Below are 19,534 nucleotides of genomic sequence, written 5' to 3'. Positions count from 1 at the left end.
CCTCCTGTAGGAGCGAGCTTGCTCGCGATGGAGGATCAGACACCCCGCGGTGCTCGGTCTACCATCGCGAGCAAGCTCGCTCCTACAGGTACGGGGGTCAGCCGCGTGGGGCGTACGCAAACACGTCCGCCCGCATCTGGTGGGCGTCCATCCCCGCCTCGACCAGTGCATCCAACGTGCCGTAGACCATGGCCGGCGAGCCACTGGCGTAGACGTGAAGGGCGTTCAGGTCGGGGAAGTCCTCGCACACCGCCTGATGCAGCATGCCGCAACGCCCCTGCCAGCCACATTGGTCGCTGACGACCTTGTGCAGGAACAGATTGGGCAATTTCTCCCACTCATCCCAGTGCTCGATTTCGTAGAATTCTTCGGGACGACGCACGCCCCAATACAGGTGCACCGGGTGCTTGAAACCCGTGGCCCGGCAGTGCTCGAGCAGGCTGTGAATCTGGCCCATGCCGGTCCCTGCGGCGATCAGCACCAGCGGGCCATCGGGCAATTCAGCCAGGTGCGTGTCGCCGAATGGCATTTCGATACGCGCCATCTTGTTGCGCTGAAGCTGTTCGATCAGGTCGCGTGCACTGCCTTCGCGCGCCAGCACATGAATTTGCAGGTCTCGCCCCGAATGGGGCGCCGAGGCCAGGGAGAAGGCGGACTTTTCGCCATCCTCTCGCTCGATCATCAGGTACTGCCCGGCGTGATAACGCGGCGGCTTGCCCGCCGGCGCTCGCATCGTCACGCGCCAGGTGTCGCCGCCGACGTTTTTGCACTCAGTGACCTGACACGACACGCTGCGCACCGGCAACTCTCCCAGCGCAAGCACGCCATCCCACAGCACGATGCAGTCTTCCAGCGGCTCTGCTATGCAAGTGTAGAACTCGCCATGGTCGCGCACTGCGCCGGCCTGTTCGACCCGTCCTTCCACCAGCAATGCGGCACACACGTGACAGTTGCCATTGCGGCAACTTTGCGGGCATTCATAGCCCAGACGGCGTGCGCCATCGAGAATCCGCTCGCCTGGCAGTATCTCAAGCACTGCTCCGGACGGCTGCAAGGTTACACGCATCAATCTATTCCTAACTGATTCCAGATGGCATCGATCCGTTGGGTCACGGCATCGTCCTTGACGATAACCCGGCCCCACTCGCGGGTGGTTTCCCCCGGCCACTTGTGCGTGGCGTCCAGGCCCATTTTCGAACCCAGGCCGGAGACCGGCGAGGCGAAGTCCAGGTAGTCGATCGGCGTGTTGTCGATCATCACCGTGTCGCGCTTGGGGTCCATGCGCGTGGTGATGGCCCAGATCACGTCGTTCCAGTCACGCGCATTGATATCGTCGTCGGTGACGATAACGAACTTGGTGTACATGAACTGTCGCAAAAACGACCAGACACCGAGCATTACCCGCTTGGCGTGGCCCGGGTAGGATTTCTTCATGGTCACGACGGCCATGCGGTACGAGCAGCCTTCGGGCGGCAGATAGAAGTCAGTGATCTCCGGAAACTGCTTTTGCAGGATCGGCACGAACACTTCGTTCAGTGCCACGCCAAGAATGGCGGGTTCATCCGGTGGACGGCCGGTGTAGGTGCTGTGGTAGATCGGCTTCACCCGGTGGGTGATGCGCTCGACGGTGAACACCGGAAAGCTGTCGACTTCGTTGTAATAGCCAGTGTGGTCGCCGTACGGGCCTTCGTCGGCCATTTCGCCCGGATGGATCACGCCCTCGAGGATGATCTCGGCGGTGGCCGGCACTTGCAGGTCATTGCCGCGGCATTTCACCAGCTCGGTGCGGTTGTCGCGCAGCAGCCCGGCGAAAGCGTATTCGGAGAGGCTGTCGGGCACAGGTGTGACGGCACCGAGGATGGTCGCCGGGTCAGCACCCAGTGCCACCGACACCGGGAACGGCTGGCCGGGGTGTTTCTCGCACCACTCGCGGTAATCCAGCGCACCGCCGCGATGGCTTAACCAGCGCATGATGACTTTATTGCGGCCGATCACTTGCTGGCGATAGATGCCGAGGTTCTGGCGATCCTTGTTCGGCCCCTTGGTGACGGTCAGGCCCCAGGTGATCAGAGGCGCAACATCGCCGGGCCAGCAGGTTTGCACCGGCAACATGGCGAGGTCGACGTCATCGCCTTCAATGACCACTTCCTGGCAGACCGCGTCCTTGACGACCTTGGGCGCCATGGAAATGATCTTGCGGAAGATCGGCAGCTTGGACCAGGCATCTTTGAGGCCTTTAGGCGGCTCGGGCTCTTTGAGGAACGCCAGCAGCTTGCCAATCTCGCGCAGCTCGCTGACCGACTCGGCGCCCATGCCCATGGCAACCCGCTCCGGGGTGCCAAACAGGTTGCCCAGCACCGGAATGTCGTAACCGGTGGGTTTTTCGAACAGCAACGCCGGGCCTTTGGCTCGCAACGTGCGGTCGCAGACTTCCGTCATCTCCAACACGGGAGAGATGGGAACCTGGATGCGTTTCAATTCTCCGCGCTGCTCGAGTTGCTGCACGAAATCCCGAAGATCCTTGAATTTCATTGAAGATGCCACCTCGAAAATAGGCGTACATCCTACCTGCTCTGACGACCGAACAGCAGCCTGTCAGCGCACTGTCGCCATCAATTGTGGGTGGTGCCCAGAAGAACCGGCGCAAAAAGCGGGCTCAAGCGCGCACTGCCAACGTCCGACAGGTGATCTTCGTCCCTGTACTGCGAGTGGCCATTGACTTCGATACTGCAGACCCCGTCGGCGCACATCATGGGCGTTGGGTCGATCACGTGCACGCCAGGATCGGCTGCACTCAGCGAATCGAACAGGCTGCCGAGAAAGTGCTGGCGCGCCAAGTGCTCTTCCAATGGACGCCCCAGCCCTTGGGTGGAGCGCCCAACCCGAGCAAGACTGGTCAGCCGGCTAACGGCCCCCTTGTGTTGCAAGGGCACTTCCTTGAACAACCAGACTTGCGCACCCGCCTCCCGGATCGCCGCCACCCGCGCTTTGATCGCCGCCGCCATGCGTGCCTCGGACTGGGCGGTATCATCATGCTCGTTGAGCAGGACCTTCTTGTCGCCGTCCTCGCGGCCGTAGACGTAAAGACTCCAGTTGGACGCGAGCACCACGTCCTTGATTCCCAGGCGACGCACCTGCTCCATGGTTTGCTCGTTAAAGTCCCTGCAACGCTGACGCGGATCATCGCTGAGAATCGGAGGACAGGCGCTCATGCTGTACAGCCACACCGGGCGCCCTTTCTGGTCAGCACCCGCCTTGATCGCAGGCAACAATGCCGCCGCGTGACTGTCGCCCCAAACCAACTGTGTCGCCGGCAGCTCCTGGTGTTCACCGAGCAAGCAGGCCTTGTCGAATTTTTTGTCTTTGGTCACCAGCATGCATTTCATCTGCCCGGCCCGCCACTCGCGCGCCTGGGCATACTCAAGTGCCTTGCCGGTAAGGCGCTGAGGGAAACCGTCCATCGAACGCACCACGGAGCCGGTCACCGCCAGCACGGCCATCGCCGTCAGGCCCGCCACGAGCACCGGCTTGCGTCCAGCCAGCAACTGCTTTTCACGAAACGGCAACTCCACGAAGCGCCAGCTCAACCAGGCCAGCGCCAATGCCAGCAACATCCAGCCGAGTGCTTCCCAAGGCTGAATACCGTCGACGGAAATGGCGTTGGCGTAGACATACACCGGCCAGTGCCACAAATACAGCGAGTAGGAAAGCAAACCGATCCAGACGAAAGCCCGAACACTCAACAGCCGTCCAACCCAGGTCGAACCTTGACCGCCCGACCAGATCAACGCTGTAGCCCCCAGCACCGGCAGCAGTGCCGCCCAACCTGGGAACACCGTTTCGCGGTCGAACGTGAACACTCCCACCAGGATTGCCGTCAACCCGGCGATGCCGACCGCCTGGTAGAGCCAGGGACGGACCGCATGCCTTCGAGCAGGCATGACGGCGAGCATCGCACCGCACAGCAACTCCCAGGCTCGGGTTGGCAACGAAAAGAAAGCGAAGTCGGGTTTGCGCTCAATGTAGGCGATGTTCAGCCCGAAGGAGATCAATAGCACCGCGAACAGCATCCAGCGCCAATGCCGGATATGGCGCATCAACAGCGCCATCAGCAGCGGGAAGAAGATGTAGTACTGTTCTTCAACGGCCAGCGACCAGGTGTGCAGCAACGGTTTCAGATCGGAAGCCGGCTGGAAGTAACCATCCTCGCGCATGAACAGGATGTTGGAAATGAACAGTGACTGGTAGCGCACCGTCCTGCCCAGCTCGGAAAAGTCCTTGGCCGTAAGCAGTAACCAGCCCAGGGCCAACGTGACGAGCATCACGACACTCAGGGCCGGGATGATGCGCCGTGCGCGCCGCGCCCAGAAGTCGACGAAGCTGAACCGCTGCGCGCCGATCTCGCGGAACAGGATGCTGGTGATCAGGAAGCCGGAAATGACAAAGAACACATCCACGCCGACGAAACCGCCACCGAATGTGCTGAAGCCGAAGTGAAAGAGTACAACCGGAATGACGGCCAGCGCCCTCAGACCGTCGATGTCACGGCGATTACCAAATGTGTGCATTAACGTCCCTTGCCCGATACAAACCCATCCGCAAGGGACACCGTGCGTCAGCGAAAGTTATCAAATCAGATACAAAAATAGCAGACGCGCAAAAAAAAGCGCCCCATGCGGGGCGCTCTTTGCTGAAGCCTGCTGCGTGTTACTTGCGTTTCATCGACAGGAAGAACTCGTCGTTGGTCTTGGTCGTTTTCAGCTTGTCGACCAGGAACTCGATCGCGGCGATCTCGTCCATCGGGTGCAGCAACTTGCGCAGGATCCACATGCGCTGCAGCTCGTCATCGGCGGTCAGCAACTCTTCGCGGCGGGTGCCGGAACGGTTGATGTTGATGGCCGGGAACACGCGTTTTTCAGCGATACGGCGGTCCAGTGGCAGCTCCATGTTGCCGGTGCCCTTGAACTCTTCGTAGATCACTTCGTCCATCTTCGAGCCGGTTTCAACCAGCGCGGTGGCGATGATGGTCAGCGAGCCGCCTTCTTCGATGTTCCGTGCCGCACCGAAGAAACGCTTCGGTTTCTCGAGGGCGTGGGCATCGACACCACCGGTGAGCACTTTGCCAGAGCTCGGGATCACGGTGTTGTAGGCACGAGCCAGACGGGTGATGGAGTCGAGCAGGATCACCACGTCCTTCTTGTGTTCGACCAGGCGCTTGGCCTTCTCGATCACCATCTCGGCAACCTGCACGTGGCGGGTTGGCGGCTCGTCGAACGTCGAGGCAACCACTTCGCCACGCACGGTGCGCTGCATTTCGGTCACTTCTTCCGGACGCTCGTCGATCAACAGCACGATCAGATGAACTTCAGGGTTGTTGCGTGCGATATTCGCGGCGATGTTCTGCAGCATGATCGTCTTGCCCGCTTTCGGCGGAGCAACGATCAGACCGCGCTGGCCTTTACCGATGGGTGCGCACAGGTCGATGACACGACCGGTGAGGTCTTCGGTGGAACCGTTACCGGCTTCCATCTTCATGCGCACGGTCGGGAACAGCGGGGTCAGGTTCTCGAAGAGAATCTTGTTTTTCGCGTTTTCCGGACGGTCGAAGTTGATGGTATCGACCTTGAGCAGCGCGAAATAGCGCTCGCCTTCCTTCGGAGGGCGGATCTTGCCAACGATGGTGTCACCGGTGCGCAAGTTGAAACGGCGGATCTGGCTTGGCGAGACGTAGATATCGTCCGGGCCGGCCAGGTAGGAAGCGTCTGCGGAGCGAAGGAAGCCGAAGCCGTCCTGGAGAATCTCCAGCACGCCATCACCGGAGATTTCCTCGCCGCTCTTCGCGTGCTTCTTGAGCAGGGAGAAAATCACGTCCTGCTTGCGCGAACGGGCCATATTTTCTATGCCCATCTGTTCGGCCAATTCGAGCAGTTCGGTAATCGGCTTTTGCTTGAGTTCAGTCAGATTCATATAGGAATGACGTAATCATTTATGGAGGGGGGAAATTAAGCTTTTGGCTTAATGAGGCCGCGCCGCGGAGAAGGCGACAGGATCGCGTACTTGTTCGAAAGGAGTGCGTCGGCGACGGCTAGCAGGGGGCAGTGGAGAAACCACTGCGGTGCCGAATGTACCACCTGAGTTTCAGAGCGTCTAGCCCTCTATAACGAAAAAGCCCCGCAATATGCGGGGCCATTTTTCGCGACTTTACGACGACACTCAGATGTTGGCGTCGAGGAAAGCAGCCAGTTGCGACTTCGACAGCGCACCGACCTTGGTCGCTTCAACGTTGCCGTTCTTGAACAGCATCAGGGTCGGGATACCACGCACGCCATGCTTGGCCGGGGTTTCCTGGTTTTCATCGATGTTCAATTTGGCAACGGTCAGCTTGCCTTTGTAAGTCTCGGCAATTTCGTCCAGAACGGGAGCGATCATTTTGCAAGGACCGCACCATTCAGCCCAGTAATCGACCAGTACAGCGCCTTCGGCCTTGAGTACGTCAGCTTCGAAGCTAGCGTCGCTAACGTGTTTGATCAGATCGCTGCTCATGGAATTCTCCAGGGTTGTAAGCAAAAAAACGTGGCCCATCATAGCCGCCCTTCCCTCGTTCAGGAAGCCGCAGATGATTGAGTCTCGCTATGGTGTTTCATGAGAGTGTGTATAGCTCAAGTCGCCTCCCTGTGGTCTTTTGGCCGATATTCGTGACCGCCCTCCCCGGATGAACGGTCGTTTCCGGACCTGGCCCCAAAGGCGCTCAGGATCCACGTCCGATGCGCCATGACGGTGCATATCGTCTACCGCTCAACGCATCAAACGCCCGGACCATCGGGTCTTCCGTCGTCCTCCCCACCTGGCATGACCCGTGCTCTGTTCAATCACAGAGATTCACCTGACTGGAGGACACGTCATGGCCAATCCGTCAGATTTCCTGTCCATGGCGGACAATACTCAACTGCTGCTTCGCGGGGCGCTGTTCACCCTGGAGCTGACCACCATTGGTGCGCTACTCGGGGTCGGCACCGGCGTGATCGGCGCCCTCATACGGGCGCGCAATATTCGCCCGCTAGCGGCGATGGTCGGTGTTTATGTCGAGCTGATCCGCAATACACCCTTTCTGATGCAGCTGTTGTGCATCTTTTATGGCCTGCCTGCCATCGGCGTATCGATCTCCCCATGGCAGGCCGCCGCACTGGCGATGGTGATCAACCTCGGGGCGCATTCCACGCACGTTATTGGTGACACCCTCCAGGTGATGCCTCGCTACGAGGCTTTGCGCCACGGCGGGTTGCGCCACGCCCTGAGCAACGCCTGGCCGGCCCTGACCCACCAGATTATCCTCGTCATGCTCAGTTCGTCGGTATGCTCCGTGATCGCCACTCAAGAGTTGAGCTTTGTCGCCAATGCCATTCAATCGCGCAATGTGCGAGCGTTCGAAACGTACGCCCTGACCGCGTTGATGTACCTGTGTATGGCATTGATGATCCGGCAGTTGCTGAGCTGGATCGCACAGCGGTTGTTCGCCGAAGAAGAAACGCTCCCCTACGGCAGCGAAACCATCGAGCCGCTGCACCGTCACGATTGACTGCGCAGGATCAAGGCTTTGAACACTGCGCGTTGGCGTTGGCGTTTGATCGTGGCACGATGTCGGGGTTATCGAACGAGACCCCCACACCATGCCGCAATCCCAAGCCAAGAACCTGTCCCTGATCGCCGCGATCGACCTGGGCTCCAACAGCTTCCACATGGTTGTGGCCAAGGCCCAGAACGGTGAAATCCGTATCCTCGAGCGCCTCGGGGAGAAGGTCCAACTGGCCGCCGGCATCGACGAAGAGCGACGCCTGAGCGAAGAATCCATACAGCGCGGGCTCGATTGCCTGAAGCGTTTCGCCCAACTGATCAACGGTATGCCCCTGGGCGCCGTAAGGATCGTCGGCACCAACGCCCTGCGCGAAGCGCGCAACCGCGCCGAGTTCATCCGCCGCGCCGAAGAAATCCTCGGTCACCCCGTCGAAGTCATCTCCGGTCGTGAAGAAGCGCGCCTGATCTACCTTGGCGTTTCCCATACCCTGGCCGATACCCCGGGCAAGCGCCTGGTGGCCGACATCGGGGGTGGCAGTACCGAATTCATCATTGGCCAGCGCTTCGAACCGCTGCTGCGTGAAAGCCTGCAGATGGGCTGCGTCAGCTTTACCCAGCGCTATTTCAAGGACGGCAAGGTCACTCCGGCCCGCTACGCCCAGGCCTACACGGCGGCGCGGTTGGAGATCATGAGCATCGAGCACGCCCTGCACCGCTTGACCTGGGATGAAGCCATCGGCTCCTCGGGCACCATCCGCGCCATTGGCCTGGCCTTGAAAGCTGGCGGTCACGGCACCGGCGAAGTCAACGCTGAGGGGCTGGCCTGGCTCAAGCGCAAGCTGTTCAAGTTGGGTGACGTCGAGAAGATCGACTTCGAAGGCATCAAGCCTGATCGCCGGGCCATTTTTCCGGCCGGCCTGGCCATCCTCGAAGCAATCTTCGATGCCCTCGAGTTGCAACGCATGGATCACTGTGAAGGCGCCCTGCGTGAAGGCGTGCTGTATGACCTGCTGGGCCGTCATCATCATGAAGACGTCCGTGAACGCACCCTCAGCTCGCTGATGGAACGCTACCACGTTGATCAGGAGCAGGCAGTGCGGGTTGAGCGCAAGGCGTTGCATGCCTTCGATCAGATCGCCAAGGACTGGGATCTGGAGGACGGCATCTGGCGCGAATTGCTCAGTTGGGCCGCCAAAGTGCATGAGGTGGGCCTGGACATCGCCCACTACCACTACCACAAGCATGGCGCCTACCTGATCGAACACTCGGACCTCGCCGGGTTCTCCCGCGAAGACCAGCAAATGCTCGCCCTGCTGGTGCGTGGCCACCGCCGCAACATTCCCAAGGACAAGTTCGCCGAATTCGGCGACGACGGCATCAAGCTGATTCGCCTTTGTGTGCTACTGCGCTTCGCGATCCTGTTCCACCACATCCGCGGTACGCAGCAGATGCCTCAGGTAGAGCTGAACGCCAACGGTGACAGCCTGGATGTGCAATTCCCGGATAAATGGCTGGAGGAAAACCAGTTGACCCAGGCCGACTTCGCGCTGGAGGCGGAATGGCTGACGCGGGTTAACGTCACGCTTAACGTGCGCTGATCCAAACATCTGCGAATGAGATCCCTGTGGGAGAGTTGGCGCAAACAAAAATGGCGATCCGCAGGGATCGCCATTTTTTATGCCGCAGTGAAGGTCAAGTCACCGTCAGGATCGGGCTGCCCAGCCGCTCGAGCAACGTGGCCTGCGCACTGCGCGGATTCTGGTTGCCGGTCGGCGTGTTGCGGATGTAGCGCCCGTCTGCTTGCAGGCTCCAACTGTGGGTGTTGTCGGTCAGGTACAACTCCAGCTCTTTCTTGACCCGCATGATCAGCTTCTTGCCTTCTACCGGGAAGCAGGTCTCGACACGCTTGTCGAGGTTGCGCTCCATCCAGTCGGCGCTGGACAGGAACATCTGCTCTTCACCGCCATTGAGGAAGTAGAAGACCCGGGTGTGCTCCAGGAAACGACCGATGATCGAGCGCACGTGGATGTTGTGCGATACACCGGCGATGCCTGGGCGCAGGCAGCACATGCCCCGCACCACCAGATCGATGCGCACACCGGACTGACTGGCCTTGTACAGCGCACGGATGATCTTTGGATCGGTCAGCGAGTTGAACTTGGCGATGATATGCGCCGGCTTGCCCTCGAGGGCGAACTGGGTTTCCCGGGCAATCATGTCGAGCATGCCCTTCTTGAGCGTGAACGGCGCGTGCAGCAGCTTCTTCATGCGCAGGGTCTTGCCCATGCCGATCAACTGGCTGAACAGTTTGCCGACGTCTTCACACAACGCGTCATCGGAGGTCAGCAGGCTGTAGTCGGTGTACAGGCGGGCGTTGCCGGCGTGGTAGTTACCTGTGCCCAAATGCGCGTAGCGCACGATCTCTCCGGCTTCGCGACGCAGGATCAGCATCATCTTGGCGTGGGTCTTGAAGCCAACCACGCCATAGATCACGACCGCACCCGCCGCTTGCAGGCGGCTGGCCAGTTGCAGGTTGGACTCTTCATCGAACCGCGCCCGCAGCTCGATCACTGCGGTGACTTCCTTGCCGTTACGCGCGGCGTCCACCAGCGCATCGACGATTTCCGAGTTGGCGCCGGAGCGGTACAGCGTCTGGCGCACCGCCAGCACATGGGGGTCTTTTGCGGCTTGGCGCAGCAGGTCGACCACGGGGGTAAACGACTCGAATGGGTGCAGCAGCAGGATGTCCTGCTTGCTGACCACGCTGAAGATGTTCTCGCTGTTCTGCAACAGTTTCGGGATCTGCGGCGTGAACGGCAGGTATTGCAGCTCGCGCTGGCTGTCCAGGCCGGTGATGCTGAACAGACGTGTCAGGTTCACCGGGCCGTTGACCTGGTACAGCTCGCTCTCGCTCAGGTTGAACTGCTTGAGCAAATAGTCGGACAGGTGTTTTGGGCAGGTATCGGCTACTTCCAGACGCACGGCATCGCCGTAGCGACGGGAGAACAACTCGCCACGCAGGGCCCGGGCCAGGTCTTCCACGTCTTCGGAGTCCAGCGCCAGGTCGGCGTTACGGGTCAGGCGGAACTGGTAGCAGCCCTTGACCTTCATGCCCTGGAACAGGTCATCGGCGTGCGCGTGGATCATCGACGACAGGAATACGTAGTTGTCGCCGGCACCGCCGACTTCTTCCGGCACCTTGATGATTCGCGGCAACAGGCGCGGCGCCGGGATGATCGCCAGGCCGGAATCGCGACCGAAGGCGTCGATCCCTTCCAGCTCGACGATGAAGTTCAGGCTCTTGTTCACCAGCAACGGGAACGGGTGCGTCGGGTCGAGACCGATCGGGGTGATGATCGGCGCGATCTCGTCGCGGAAGAAACGGCGGACCCAGGTTTTGATCTTGGTGGTCCAGTGACGACGACGGATGAAGCGGACCTGATGTTTTTCCAGCTCCGGCAACAGAATGTCGTTGAGGATCGCGTACTGGCGATCAACGTGACCGTGTACCAACTCGCTGATCCGGGCCAGCGCCTGATGCGGTTGCAGGCCATCGGCGCCGGCCTGTTCGCGGGCGAAGGTGATCTGCTTCTTGAGGCCCGCTACACGAATCTCGAAGAACTCGTCCAGGTTGCTGGAGAAAATCAGCAGGAACTTCAGCCGCTCCAGTAACGGATAGGACTCATCCAGCGCCTGCTCCAGCACGCGGATATTGAACTGCAGTTGCGAGAGTTCGCGGTGGATGTACAGACTGCTGTCATCCAGGCCGGGAACGGCAATCGCCGGCGCCGCAGGCTCGGGCGCCGCCGCAGGAGCAGGCTCCAGCTCCGGCGGGGTCTCGTCGAGTTTCTCCACCACGGGTAGAGCCTCGTTTACGGCAACTTCAGTGAGTCCTTCGGTATTCATGGAATGTTCCTGGGAGGGCTATGGTTGCTCTCGTAGCAATTGAGCGGCACGAACGGCAAAGTACGTCAGGATGCCATCAGCACCTGCACGTTTAAAAGCGGTCAGAGACTCAAGGATTACCCCTTCGCTCAACCAGCCATTCTGGATCGCCGCCATGTGCATGGCATATTCACCGCTGACCTGATAAACGAAGGTCGGCACTTTGAATTCTTCCTTGACCCGGTACAGGATGTCCAGGTACGGCATGCCTGGCTTGACCATGACCATGTCCGCACCTTCGGCCAGGTCCGCCGCCACTTCGTGCAGGGCTTCGTTGCCGTTGGCCGGGTCCATCTGATAGGAGGCCTTGTTGGCCTTGCCCAGGTTCAGCGCCGAACCCACCGCATCGCGGAACGGGCCGTAGTAGGCACTGGCGTACTTCGCCGAGTAGGCCATGATCCGTACATTGACGTGACCCGCCACTTCGAGGGCTTCGCGAATCGCCTGGATGCGCCCGTCCATCATGTCCGACGGTGCTACCACCTGTGCCCCGGCTTCGGCGTGGGACAAGGCCTGCTTGACCAGTGCGTCAACGGTGATGTCGTTCTGCACATAGCCTTCTTCGTCGAGGATGCCGTCCTGACCGTGGGTGGTGAACGGGTCCAGTGCCACGTCGGTGATCACGCCAAGTTCCGGGAACTGCGCTCGCAGGGCGCGGGTAGCGCGCTGGGCAATGCCTTCAGGGTTCCAGGCTTCGGCCGCGTCGAGGGACTTGAGTTCGGTCGGCGTGACCGGGAACAGTGCCACCGCAGGAATGCCAAGATCCACCCACTTGGCCGCTTCTTCGAGCAACAGGTCGATGGTCAGGCGTTCGACGCCCGGCATCGAGGCCACCGCTTCACGACGATTTTCGCCATCCAGCACAAACACCGGCAGGATCAGGTCATTGGTGGTCAGGACATTTTCACGGACCAGTCGACGCGAAAAGTCGTCACGACGGTTACGACGCAAACGGGTGGCTGGGAACAAGCGGTTGGCGGGGGTAAAGCTCACGGCAGACTCCTGAGCCCGCGCTGACGGGCGAGCGTGACAGTTATAAGCGGCCATTATGACCACCGTATGACAGTTATGTGCACCCCTGTGTCACGTAGTCGCATTCCATTGTCCTTGTAGGAATTGTTCACGTCGAGACACATTTGGACACTTTCATGAATGTGTCCGAAGGGGTAGGCTGCGCGTTCATTTCGCCAGCACCCAGACAATGCTCCAACAATTTCTGCATGACTTCGGCTACTTTGCCCTGTTTATCGGCACATTCTTCGAAGGCGAAACCATCCTGGTGCTCGCGGGCTTTCTCGCGTTCCGTGGATACATGGACATCAACCTGGTGGTGGTTGTGGCCTTCTGCGGCAGTTATGCCGGCGATCAGCTTTGGTATTTCATGGGTCGCAAGCACGGTCGCAAGCTGCTGGCGCGCAAGCCCCGCTGGCAGATGATGGGCGACCGGGCGCTGGAGCACATCCGCAAGCACCCGGACATCTGGGTGTTGAGCTTTCGTTTCGTCTACGGCTTGCGCACGGTCATGCCCGTGGCCATCGGCCTGTCCGGCTACCCGCCGGGCCGCTATCTGTTGCTGAACGGGATTGGCGCGGCGATCTGGGCAACGGCGTTGGCCGCAGCCGCCTACCACTTCGGCGCGGTGCTCGAAGGCATGCTGGGTAGCATCAAGAAATACGAATTGTGGGTGCTCGGCGCGCTGTTGGTGCTGGGCCTGGGCTTGTGGATGCGCCGACGCTTCAAGAATGCGCGCCTGGCCAAACAGGTCTACGCCGAAGAACAGGCCTTGAAAGCCGAGCAGGCCAAGGCCGAGGTCAAGACGCCAGGCGAATGAAGCGGTTTCTGCAGCAGTAGAGACCGATCACGCTGACCAGGCTGTAACTGAGCAGGCCGACCCAACCCAGCGCGCCCGCCGGCCACAGCCCCACCACCGGCGCCAGCCACATCAACGGCACGTTCGATGCCAGCCGCACCAGTTCCAGCTTCAACGCCCACGGGCGATTCTCCAGGGCCACGCCCAACGCGCACAACCCCAGCGCCACCGCTGCCCAGCCGAGCACCAATGCGGCGGTCGACAGCTGCGGCTCGAAATTCATCAGGTAACTGCCCAAGGCAATGTAGGCGCAGAACTGCAATAGGATGTAGACCTGCTGACGCCCATCCAGCGGCACCTCGAACTTGCGAAACTGGCTCAAGTCCGGCTTGTTCATCGGGTACTTCGCCGCCACGTCCGCCGGCCGCCATCCGGTGCGCATGAACCAGATGCGCAGCTTGTCCCACGTGTTTTGCGTCCGACGCGCATCCTCCCAGAGTTGCACGTAAAACTGCACATTCGCCCACAGCGGATTCCAGCTCGCAAGCGGCGTGGTCACGCCGAAAATCACCGGTTCGTTATCGTCTTCTTCCTGGAACGAGCCAAATAGCCGGTCCCAAATAATGAACACCCCGCCGTAGTTGCGATCCATGTAGAGAGCGTTCTGTGCATGGTGGGCCCGATGATTGGAAGGCGTGACGAAGAACCACTCGAACCAGCCGAGCTTGGGAATATGCCGCGTATGCACCCAGAACTGGTACAGCAGGTTCAGCGCCGCGACGCTGACGAACACCAGCAGCGGCACGCCCAGCACCGCCATGGGCAGATAGAAGATCCAGCTCAGCAAAAATCCGGTGCTGGTCTGGCGCAGCGCCGTGGAGAGGTTGTAGTCCTCGCTCTGGTGATGCACCGAGTGCGCTGCCCAGAGGATGTTGCGTTCATGACCACAGCGATGCAGCCAGTAGTAACAAAAATCGTAGAGCACGAAGGCAAACACCCAGACCCAGACGCTGTCTGCGGGCAGTTCGAACAAGCCCAGATGCTTGAGCGCGAACGCATAAGTCAAAAGCCCCACGCCCTTGGTCAGCAGGCCAGTGGTGGTGGACAGCACGCCGGTGCTGATGCTGTTGATCGCGTCCGCTACCCGGTAATTGCTGACGCCGCGCCAACGGTCGGCCAACAGTTCGAGGGCAATCAGCACGAAGAAGAACGGCACCGCATACAGAATGAAGTCCATGACGCGCCCTGATTGGAATTTTTAGGATAGATCCTAGGTGTAGCCGCGTATTAACCCTATGGCAACGAGTGACAAATTAGTGGACATTTAACGCCATGAATCAGGAGAAAAGCCCATGAGCAAAAAAGTTGCAGTGATCCTTTCCGGTTGTGGCGTGTACGACGGCGCCGAGATTCAAGAAAGCGTGATCACGTTGCTGCGCCTGGACCAGCGCGGTGCTCAAGTTCAGTGTTTCGCTCCCAACATCGCCCAATTGCACGTACTCAACCACCTGACGGGTGAAGAGATGCCCGAGTCGCGCAACGTACTGGTGGAATCGGCGCGGATTGCCCGGGGCAACGTCAAGGACCTGCGCGAAGCCGATGTAGAAGACTATGATGCGCTGATCGTGCCGGGCGGTTTTGGGGTGGCCAAGAACCTGTCTAACTTCGCCATCGAAGGCGCAGGGTGCACCGTTCAGCCCGAAGTCCTGGCCTTGGCCGAAGCCTTTGCCGAGGCGGGCAAGCCGGTGGGACTGATCTGCATCTCCCCGGCACTGGCGGCAAAAATCTATGGGCCAGGCGTCAACTGCACCATCGGCAACGACACCGAAACTGCAGCGACCATGAACAAAATGGGCGCGACGCATACCGACTGCGCGGTGACCGACATCATCGAAGACAAGGCGCGCAAACTGGTGACCACCCCGGCGTACATGCTGGCCCAGACCATCAGCGAGGCGGCATCGGGTATCAACAAGCTGGTTGACCGGGTGTTGGAGCTGACTCACGAGAATGATGTGTAATCCACCCTCACCACCGCTGAGCTGATCGTTCCCACGCGTGGGAACGATCAGGCTTTGCGGGCCAGCCGTGTGAGGATCCGGTCCAGCGCATTGGCGAACGCCTGCTTCTCGCGCTCGCCATAGGGCGCTGGCCCGCCGCCCACCTGTCCTTGCTCCCTCAGGTCGGTGAACAGGTTGCGCACCGCCAACCGGTCGCCCATGTTCTGCGCGTCGAACTCCTTGCCTCGTGGGTCCAGCGCCGACACGCCCTTCTTCACCAGCCGATCCGCCAAGGGCACATCACTGCAGATCACCAGTTCGCCGGGGACAGCGTGTTCCACCAGGTAATCGTCCGCCGCGTCCGGGCCACTCGGCACCACGATCAACTTGACCAGCGCCAATGCCGGCTTGGTCTGTGGCTGCCCTGCCACCATTACCACTTCCAACTGACGCTTGAGGGCGAACTTCACCACCAGATCCCGGGCCTGCCGTGGGCAGGCGTCGGCATCGATCCATACGCGCATTTCGTTTACCTCTTCGAAAAAATCGCGAGCATGCTCGCGATCATGAGCGCAGCGAATGCCGTTAAGACACCTGAACCCGCCGTTTCTCAACCAGCCAACTGCGCCCATACAGCAGAACAATCGCAATGATTGCCACCGCCTGAGCACTGAGCGAATAGGCATCGGCATGGATGCCCAACCAGTCGAATTCAAAGAACGGCACCGGTCGGGTGCCGAAGATCCCGGCCTCCTGCAACGCCTTGACGCCATGCCCGGCAAACACCACCGACAATGCGCACAACAGCGCAGCGTTGATGCTGAAGAACAACGCCAGAGGCAGGCGCGCCGAACCGCGCAGGATCACCCACGCCAGGCCCACCAGCAACACCAGCGCCGTTGCGCCACCGGCGAGCACCGCGTTGTGCCCGGCAGGCCCGGCCTGCAGCCACAGGGTCTCGTAGAACAGAATCACTTCGAACAGTTCGCGATACACGGAGAAGAACGCCAGTGTCGCAAAACCGAATCGTCCGCCGCCGCCCACCAGGCTGCTCTTGATGTAGTCCTGCCAGGCTGCCGCGTGGCGACGGTCGTGCATCCACACACCGAGCCAGAGCACCATGACTGCGGCAAACAACGCGGTGGCGCCTTCCAGCAGTTCACGTTGCGAGCCACTGACATCAATCACGTACGCCGCCAATGCCCAGGTCCCCAGACCCGCCAGCAATGCCAGGCCCCAACCCGCGTTGACGCTTCGTACCGCCGATTGCTGGCCGGTGTTGCGCAGGAACGCGAGGATCGCCGCCAGCACCAGGATCGCTTCAAGACCTTCACGCAGCAGAATCAACAAACCGGAGATGTAGCTCAGTGACCAGCTCAGGCCATCGCCACCGAGCAGGCCGGCGGATTCCTTCAACTTGGCCTTGGCGGCGTCCAGCCGTTGCTGAACCTCAGCCATCGGCAAACCGTCCTGCAACGACTGCCGGTACGCCATGAGGGATTTTTCGGTGTCCTTGCGCACGTTGGCGTCGACGTTATCCAGGGAGCTTTCGACCAGCTCGAAACCTTCCAGGTACGCGGCCACCGACAGGTCGTAGGCCTGATCGTGATCGCCGGTGCGATAGGCCGCGAGGCTCTTGTCGAGGGTAGTCGCGGTGTAGTCGAGCAGTTGCCCCGGCCCCCGCTTGACCTGCGACGGCTGTGCACGCTGGGTACGGAAGCTGGCCGCCGCTTGCGGCCCCTCGGCGGCCAGGACTTCAGCCGGGGTCTGACGAGCCAGTTCGGCGATGTCGTAGGTCTTTTCGCTGGCTGGCGCAGTCGGATCGGCACTGAAACCGGCGATGTAGGTCGCCAGATCCCAACGCTGACGGTCGTCCAGTTGATCAGCGAACGCTGGCATGTCGGTGCCTTCAACACCCATTCCCAAGGTGTTGTAGATCGCGTAGAGACTCAGGCGATCCAGTCGCTCGGCATCGCGCAGATTGGCCGGCGGTGGTGTCAGGCCAACACCCGCCGGACCATCGCCGGCTCCTGCATCACCGTGACAGACCGAACAATGCTGGGCATACAACGGTGCGCCTCGGGTCGGGTCCGGCGTAATGATCGGGGCCTGGCTGACCTCGTAGGCCACGGCCAGCTTCGCACCCAGCTGGCGCGACTGGCGGGCGACCTCCGCGCCGTCCTGACGGGCGGCAATCGCGCTCTGCAATGCGCTGACGTCCTGCTCAAGCCCGCCTTTCTCCGGCTTGTCCGGCATCGCCGCAACCAGGCCCTGCAACACCTTGGCAAATTCGAGTTGTTCGCGGTATTCGGATTCATTGATAACGTTGCCGGCCTCGACCGACTGCGGGTAATCGGCACCAATGTAGTCCAGCAGATGCAGCGCTTGCGGCGCGCCTTCCACAGTGTCGGCCAGCAGATTTGCACTGCACAAGGCAACCACGGGCAGCACCAGCCAAGCCAGGAAACGGGATGGGGCAATCATCAATGAATCTCAATTGGAAATACGAAGTAACACATTGTTCACGTCGAAAGACTTTCACTCAAGCTTTGTTATGAAACCGCCGGGTAGGGATTTCGACTTTCGTTTCGACGGATGATGGCACTTGTAAGAAAATAGAGATTAAAAAGCCACTAACAAGCCATCATCCCTGTTTATAATGCCGCGCCCAAAATTGTTGGACTGGGCATTCAAGCGCCTCGGATATCGGGGAATTGGCAGGACGCCAGTCTACGCCGATAGGTCTTAACAGCCAGACCGGCAAGCACGGCTGCCTAAATTCAGGGAAGATGTAACTATGGCCTCCCGCGCCTTGACCTTGATCGCGCTCAGCGCTGTCACCTTGCTTTCCGGCTGCTCGGTCTTTCGCAACTACGACTCCGAACTCGCACAAACCAACCAGCAACTGGCTTCCGGCAACGTCGATGCCGCACTGACCCTGCTGGAAAAGAACAACACCGGCGCAGACAAGGACCTGCTCTACTACTTCGAAAAAGGTGAGCTGCTGCGCGCCAAGGGCGACCTGTCCGGTAGCCAGAACGCCTGGGGCAGCGCCGACTCCGTGGTCGGCCAGTGGGAAGATATGGTCAAGCTCGACACAGGCAAGTACCTCGCCCAGTTCGGCAGTTTTCTGGTCAACGACAAGGTCCGCCGCTACGAAGGCTATGACTACGAAAAGGTCATGCTGACCACGCAAATGGCCCTGAACCTGCTGGCCGTCAACGACTTCGATGGCGCACGTACCGCGATCAAGCGAACCCACGAACGTGAAGCGGTCATCGCCGACCTGCGTGACAAGGAGTACCTCAAGAGCGAAGAGGAGGCCGAGAAGGAAGGCATCAAGACCGAATACAAGGACCTGCAGGGTTACCCGGTCGCCAGCCTCGATGCGCCGGAAGTGGTTGGCCTGAAAAACAGCTACCAGAGTGCGTTCAGCCACTACCTGGCCGGTTTCGTCTATGAAGCCCTGGGAGAAAAAGACCTGGCAGCGCCGGGTTATCGCAAGGCGGCCGAGCTGCACCCGAACACCCCACTGCTGGAACAGGCCCTCAAAGACCTCGACAAGAAAAGCGCCAAGGACGAAGACAGCGACATCCTGATCGTCGTGCAAAGCGGCCTGGCACCCGCCCGCGACTCGATTCGCGTGCCCCTGCCCCTGCCAATCAGCGGCAACGTGGTGATCACTCCGCTGTCGTTCCCGCTCATCAAGCCTGACACCTCCACCGCCCCGTTCACGCAAATCGGCGTCGACGGCAAACAATTGGACATGACCCTGCTCAACAGCACCACCGCCATGTCCCGCCGCGCGCTGCGTGACGACATGCCCGGCATCATCGTGCGCACGACCGTGCGCGCCGTGACCCGTGGCGTGGCGCAGAAGAAGATCAACGAAACCAACCCGCTCGCGGGCCTGGCGGTGGGCATCACTTCAGCCGTGCTCGAAGGTGCCGATACCCGTACGTGGCGCACCTTGCCGGACAACACCCAGGTCGTGCGCCTGCGCCTCAAGAAAGGCGAGCACCACGTCACGTTGCCCAGCGCCATCGGCGGTTCGGTGGTCAAGATCACCGTGGACCAGCGCTACCAAGTCATCAGCCTGCGAGCCGTTGGCAACCAGGTATTCGCCAGCGGCGTAGCCGCCCACGTCACCCCGAGTGCCAGCCCGACGGCCGTGGCCAGCCTCAAACAACCTTAAGAACGGAGTCTT

15 protein-coding genes are annotated in these 19,534 nt (G+C 60.5%); 5 read left to right on the top strand and 10 right to left on the bottom strand.

Going from position 1 to position 19,534, the window contains the following annotated elements; genetic code table 11:
- Window positions 1-97 precede the first annotated feature (97 nt).
- From AB4N33_RS22705 to trxA, 5 genes are all read right to left on the bottom strand, one after another.
- Window positions 98-1,066 carry a CDP-6-deoxy-delta-3,4-glucoseen reductase gene (locus AB4N33_RS22705; RefSeq protein ID WP_460119811.1) on the bottom strand — a complete coding sequence of 323 codons (969 nt, stop codon included), beginning with the start codon at window positions 1,064-1,066 and terminating at the stop codon, window positions 98-100.
- The gene (gene ubiD / locus AB4N33_RS22700; RefSeq protein ID WP_460119809.1) at window positions 1,066-2,532 is read right to left on the bottom strand and encodes a 4-hydroxy-3-polyprenylbenzoate decarboxylase; all 1,467 of its coding nucleotides are present in this window, start codon (window positions 2,530-2,532) and stop codon (window positions 1,066-1,068) included. The genes AB4N33_RS22705 and ubiD overlap by 1 nt, the downstream gene beginning before the upstream one ends.
- 80 nt (window positions 2,533-2,612) lie before the next feature.
- On the bottom strand, window positions 2,613-4,568 hold the full coding sequence (locus AB4N33_RS22695; RefSeq protein WP_476458282.1) for an acyltransferase family protein: 1,956 nt from the start codon (window positions 4,566-4,568) through the stop codon (window positions 2,613-2,615).
- Window positions 4,569-4,707: 139 nt separating this feature from the next.
- Window positions 4,708-5,967, bottom strand: a complete 1,260-nt coding sequence (gene rho / locus AB4N33_RS22690; protein ID WP_057712815.1) for a transcription termination factor Rho — start codon at window positions 5,965-5,967, stop codon at window positions 4,708-4,710.
- Window positions 5,968-6,213: 246 nt separating this feature from the next.
- Window positions 6,214-6,543 (bottom strand): thioredoxin TrxA, encoded by a 330-nt coding sequence (trxA, locus tag AB4N33_RS22685; RefSeq protein ID WP_003206727.1) that lies wholly within the window; start codon window positions 6,541-6,543, stop codon window positions 6,214-6,216.
- A 358-nt stretch (window positions 6,544-6,901) separates the two neighbouring features.
- On the opposite strand from trxA, the gene AB4N33_RS22680 reads away from it, so the two are divergent.
- Both AB4N33_RS22680 and ppx read left to right on the top strand, forming a co-directional pair.
- On the top strand, window positions 6,902-7,576 hold the full coding sequence (locus AB4N33_RS22680; protein ID WP_476458281.1) for an amino acid ABC transporter permease: 675 nt from the start codon (window positions 6,902-6,904) through the stop codon (window positions 7,574-7,576).
- A 91-nt stretch (window positions 7,577-7,667) separates the two neighbouring features.
- Window positions 7,668-9,170: an exopolyphosphatase gene (gene ppx, locus AB4N33_RS22675; protein WP_476458280.1), complete on the top strand. Its 1,503-nt coding sequence runs from the start codon at window positions 7,668-7,670 to the stop codon at window positions 9,168-9,170.
- A 94-nt stretch (window positions 9,171-9,264) separates the two neighbouring features.
- On the opposite strand, the gene ppk1 is transcribed toward ppx, so the two are convergent.
- Window positions 9,265-11,478 (bottom strand): polyphosphate kinase 1, encoded by a 2,214-nt coding sequence (ppk1, locus tag AB4N33_RS22670; RefSeq protein ID WP_476458279.1) that lies wholly within the window; start codon window positions 11,476-11,478, stop codon window positions 9,265-9,267.
- Between the two features lie 18 nt (window positions 11,479-11,496).
- Window positions 11,497-12,510: a porphobilinogen synthase gene (gene hemB, locus AB4N33_RS22665; protein WP_460119799.1), complete on the bottom strand. Its 1,014-nt coding sequence runs from the start codon at window positions 12,508-12,510 to the stop codon at window positions 11,497-11,499.
- Between the two features lie 208 nt (window positions 12,511-12,718).
- Between hemB and AB4N33_RS22660 the strand changes: the two genes are divergently transcribed.
- Window positions 12,719-13,348, top strand: coding sequence for a DedA family protein (locus AB4N33_RS22660; RefSeq protein ID WP_460119797.1), 630 nt, complete (start codon window positions 12,719-12,721; stop codon window positions 13,346-13,348).
- Here the strand turns inward: AB4N33_RS22660 and AB4N33_RS22655 are convergent.
- On the bottom strand, window positions 13,329-14,564 hold the full coding sequence (locus tag AB4N33_RS22655) for a sterol desaturase family protein (RefSeq protein ID WP_476458278.1): 1,236 nt from the start codon (window positions 14,562-14,564) through the stop codon (window positions 13,329-13,331). The genes AB4N33_RS22660 and AB4N33_RS22655 overlap by 20 nt on opposite strands.
- Window positions 14,565-14,679: 115 nt before the next feature.
- Between AB4N33_RS22655 and elbB the strand changes: the two genes are divergently transcribed.
- Window positions 14,680-15,348 (top strand): isoprenoid biosynthesis glyoxalase ElbB, encoded by a 669-nt coding sequence (elbB, locus tag AB4N33_RS22650; RefSeq protein WP_476458277.1) that lies wholly within the window; start codon window positions 14,680-14,682, stop codon window positions 15,346-15,348.
- A 47-nt stretch (window positions 15,349-15,395) separates the two neighbouring features.
- Here elbB and AB4N33_RS22645 read toward each other — a convergent pair whose 3' ends face one another.
- Both AB4N33_RS22645 and AB4N33_RS22640 read right to left on the bottom strand, forming a co-directional pair.
- Entirely contained in the window at window positions 15,396-15,851 is a 456-nt protein-coding gene (locus AB4N33_RS22645) for a YaiI/YqxD family protein (protein WP_476458276.1), read from the bottom strand.
- A gap of 61 nt (window positions 15,852-15,912) precedes the next feature.
- A complete protein-coding gene (locus tag AB4N33_RS22640) occupies window positions 15,913-17,811 on the bottom strand; it encodes an FTR1 family protein (protein ID WP_476458275.1) in 1,899 nt (632 codons plus the stop codon).
- Window positions 17,812-18,124: 313 nt separating this feature from the next.
- Here AB4N33_RS22640 and AB4N33_RS22635 point away from each other — a divergent pair, with 313 nt between their 5' ends.
- A complete protein-coding gene (locus AB4N33_RS22635; protein WP_476458274.1) occupies window positions 18,125-19,522 on the top strand; it encodes a COG3014 family protein in 1,398 nt (465 codons plus the stop codon).
- Window positions 19,523-19,534 lie beyond the last annotated feature (12 nt).

The organism is Pseudomonas sp. S1_E05, assembly GCF_056337105.1.
The sequence above is the reverse complement of the archived record's forward strand: the minus strand, read 5'-3'. Positions and strand labels throughout refer to the sequence as shown.

Excerpts from the sequence above, each read along its gene's own strand:
- elbB (WP_476458277.1), top strand. The coding sequence starts at position 14,680 with ATGAGCAAAAAAGTTGCAGTGATCCTTTCCGGTTGTGGCGTGTACGAC.
- AB4N33_RS22655 (WP_476458278.1), bottom strand. The coding sequence starts at position 14,564 with ATGGACTTCATTCTGTATGCGGTGCCGTTCTTCTTCGTGCTGATTGCC.
- AB4N33_RS22705 (WP_460119811.1), bottom strand. The coding sequence starts at position 1,066 with ATGCGTGTAACCTTGCAGCCGTCCGGAGCAGTGCTTGAGATACTGCCA.
- rho (WP_057712815.1), bottom strand. The coding sequence starts at position 5,967 with ATGAATCTGACTGAACTCAAGCAAAAGCCGATTACCGAACTGCTCGAA.
- trxA (WP_003206727.1), bottom strand. The coding sequence starts at position 6,543 with ATGAGCAGCGATCTGATCAAACACGTTAGCGACGCTAGCTTCGAAGCT.
- AB4N33_RS22635 (WP_476458274.1), top strand. The coding sequence starts at position 18,125 with ATGGCCTCCCGCGCCTTGACCTTGATCGCGCTCAGCGCTGTCACCTTG.
- AB4N33_RS22645 (WP_476458276.1), bottom strand. The coding sequence starts at position 15,851 with ATGCGCGTATGGATCGATGCCGACGCCTGCCCACGGCAGGCCCGGGAT.
- AB4N33_RS22680 (WP_476458281.1), top strand. The coding sequence starts at position 6,902 with ATGGCCAATCCGTCAGATTTCCTGTCCATGGCGGACAATACTCAACTG.
- AB4N33_RS22640 (WP_476458275.1), bottom strand. The coding sequence starts at position 17,811 with ATGATTGCCCCATCCCGTTTCCTGGCTTGGCTGGTGCTGCCCGTGGTT.
- AB4N33_RS22695 (WP_476458282.1), bottom strand. The coding sequence starts at position 4,568 with ATGCACACATTTGGTAATCGCCGTGACATCGACGGTCTGAGGGCGCTG.
- AB4N33_RS22660 (WP_460119797.1), top strand. The coding sequence starts at position 12,719 with ATGCTCCAACAATTTCTGCATGACTTCGGCTACTTTGCCCTGTTTATC.
- ppk1 (WP_476458279.1), bottom strand. The coding sequence starts at position 11,478 with ATGAATACCGAAGGACTCACTGAAGTTGCCGTAAACGAGGCTCTACCC.
- ppx (WP_476458280.1), top strand. The coding sequence starts at position 7,668 with ATGCCGCAATCCCAAGCCAAGAACCTGTCCCTGATCGCCGCGATCGAC.
- ubiD (WP_460119809.1), bottom strand. The coding sequence starts at position 2,532 with ATGAAATTCAAGGATCTTCGGGATTTCGTGCAGCAACTCGAGCAGCGC.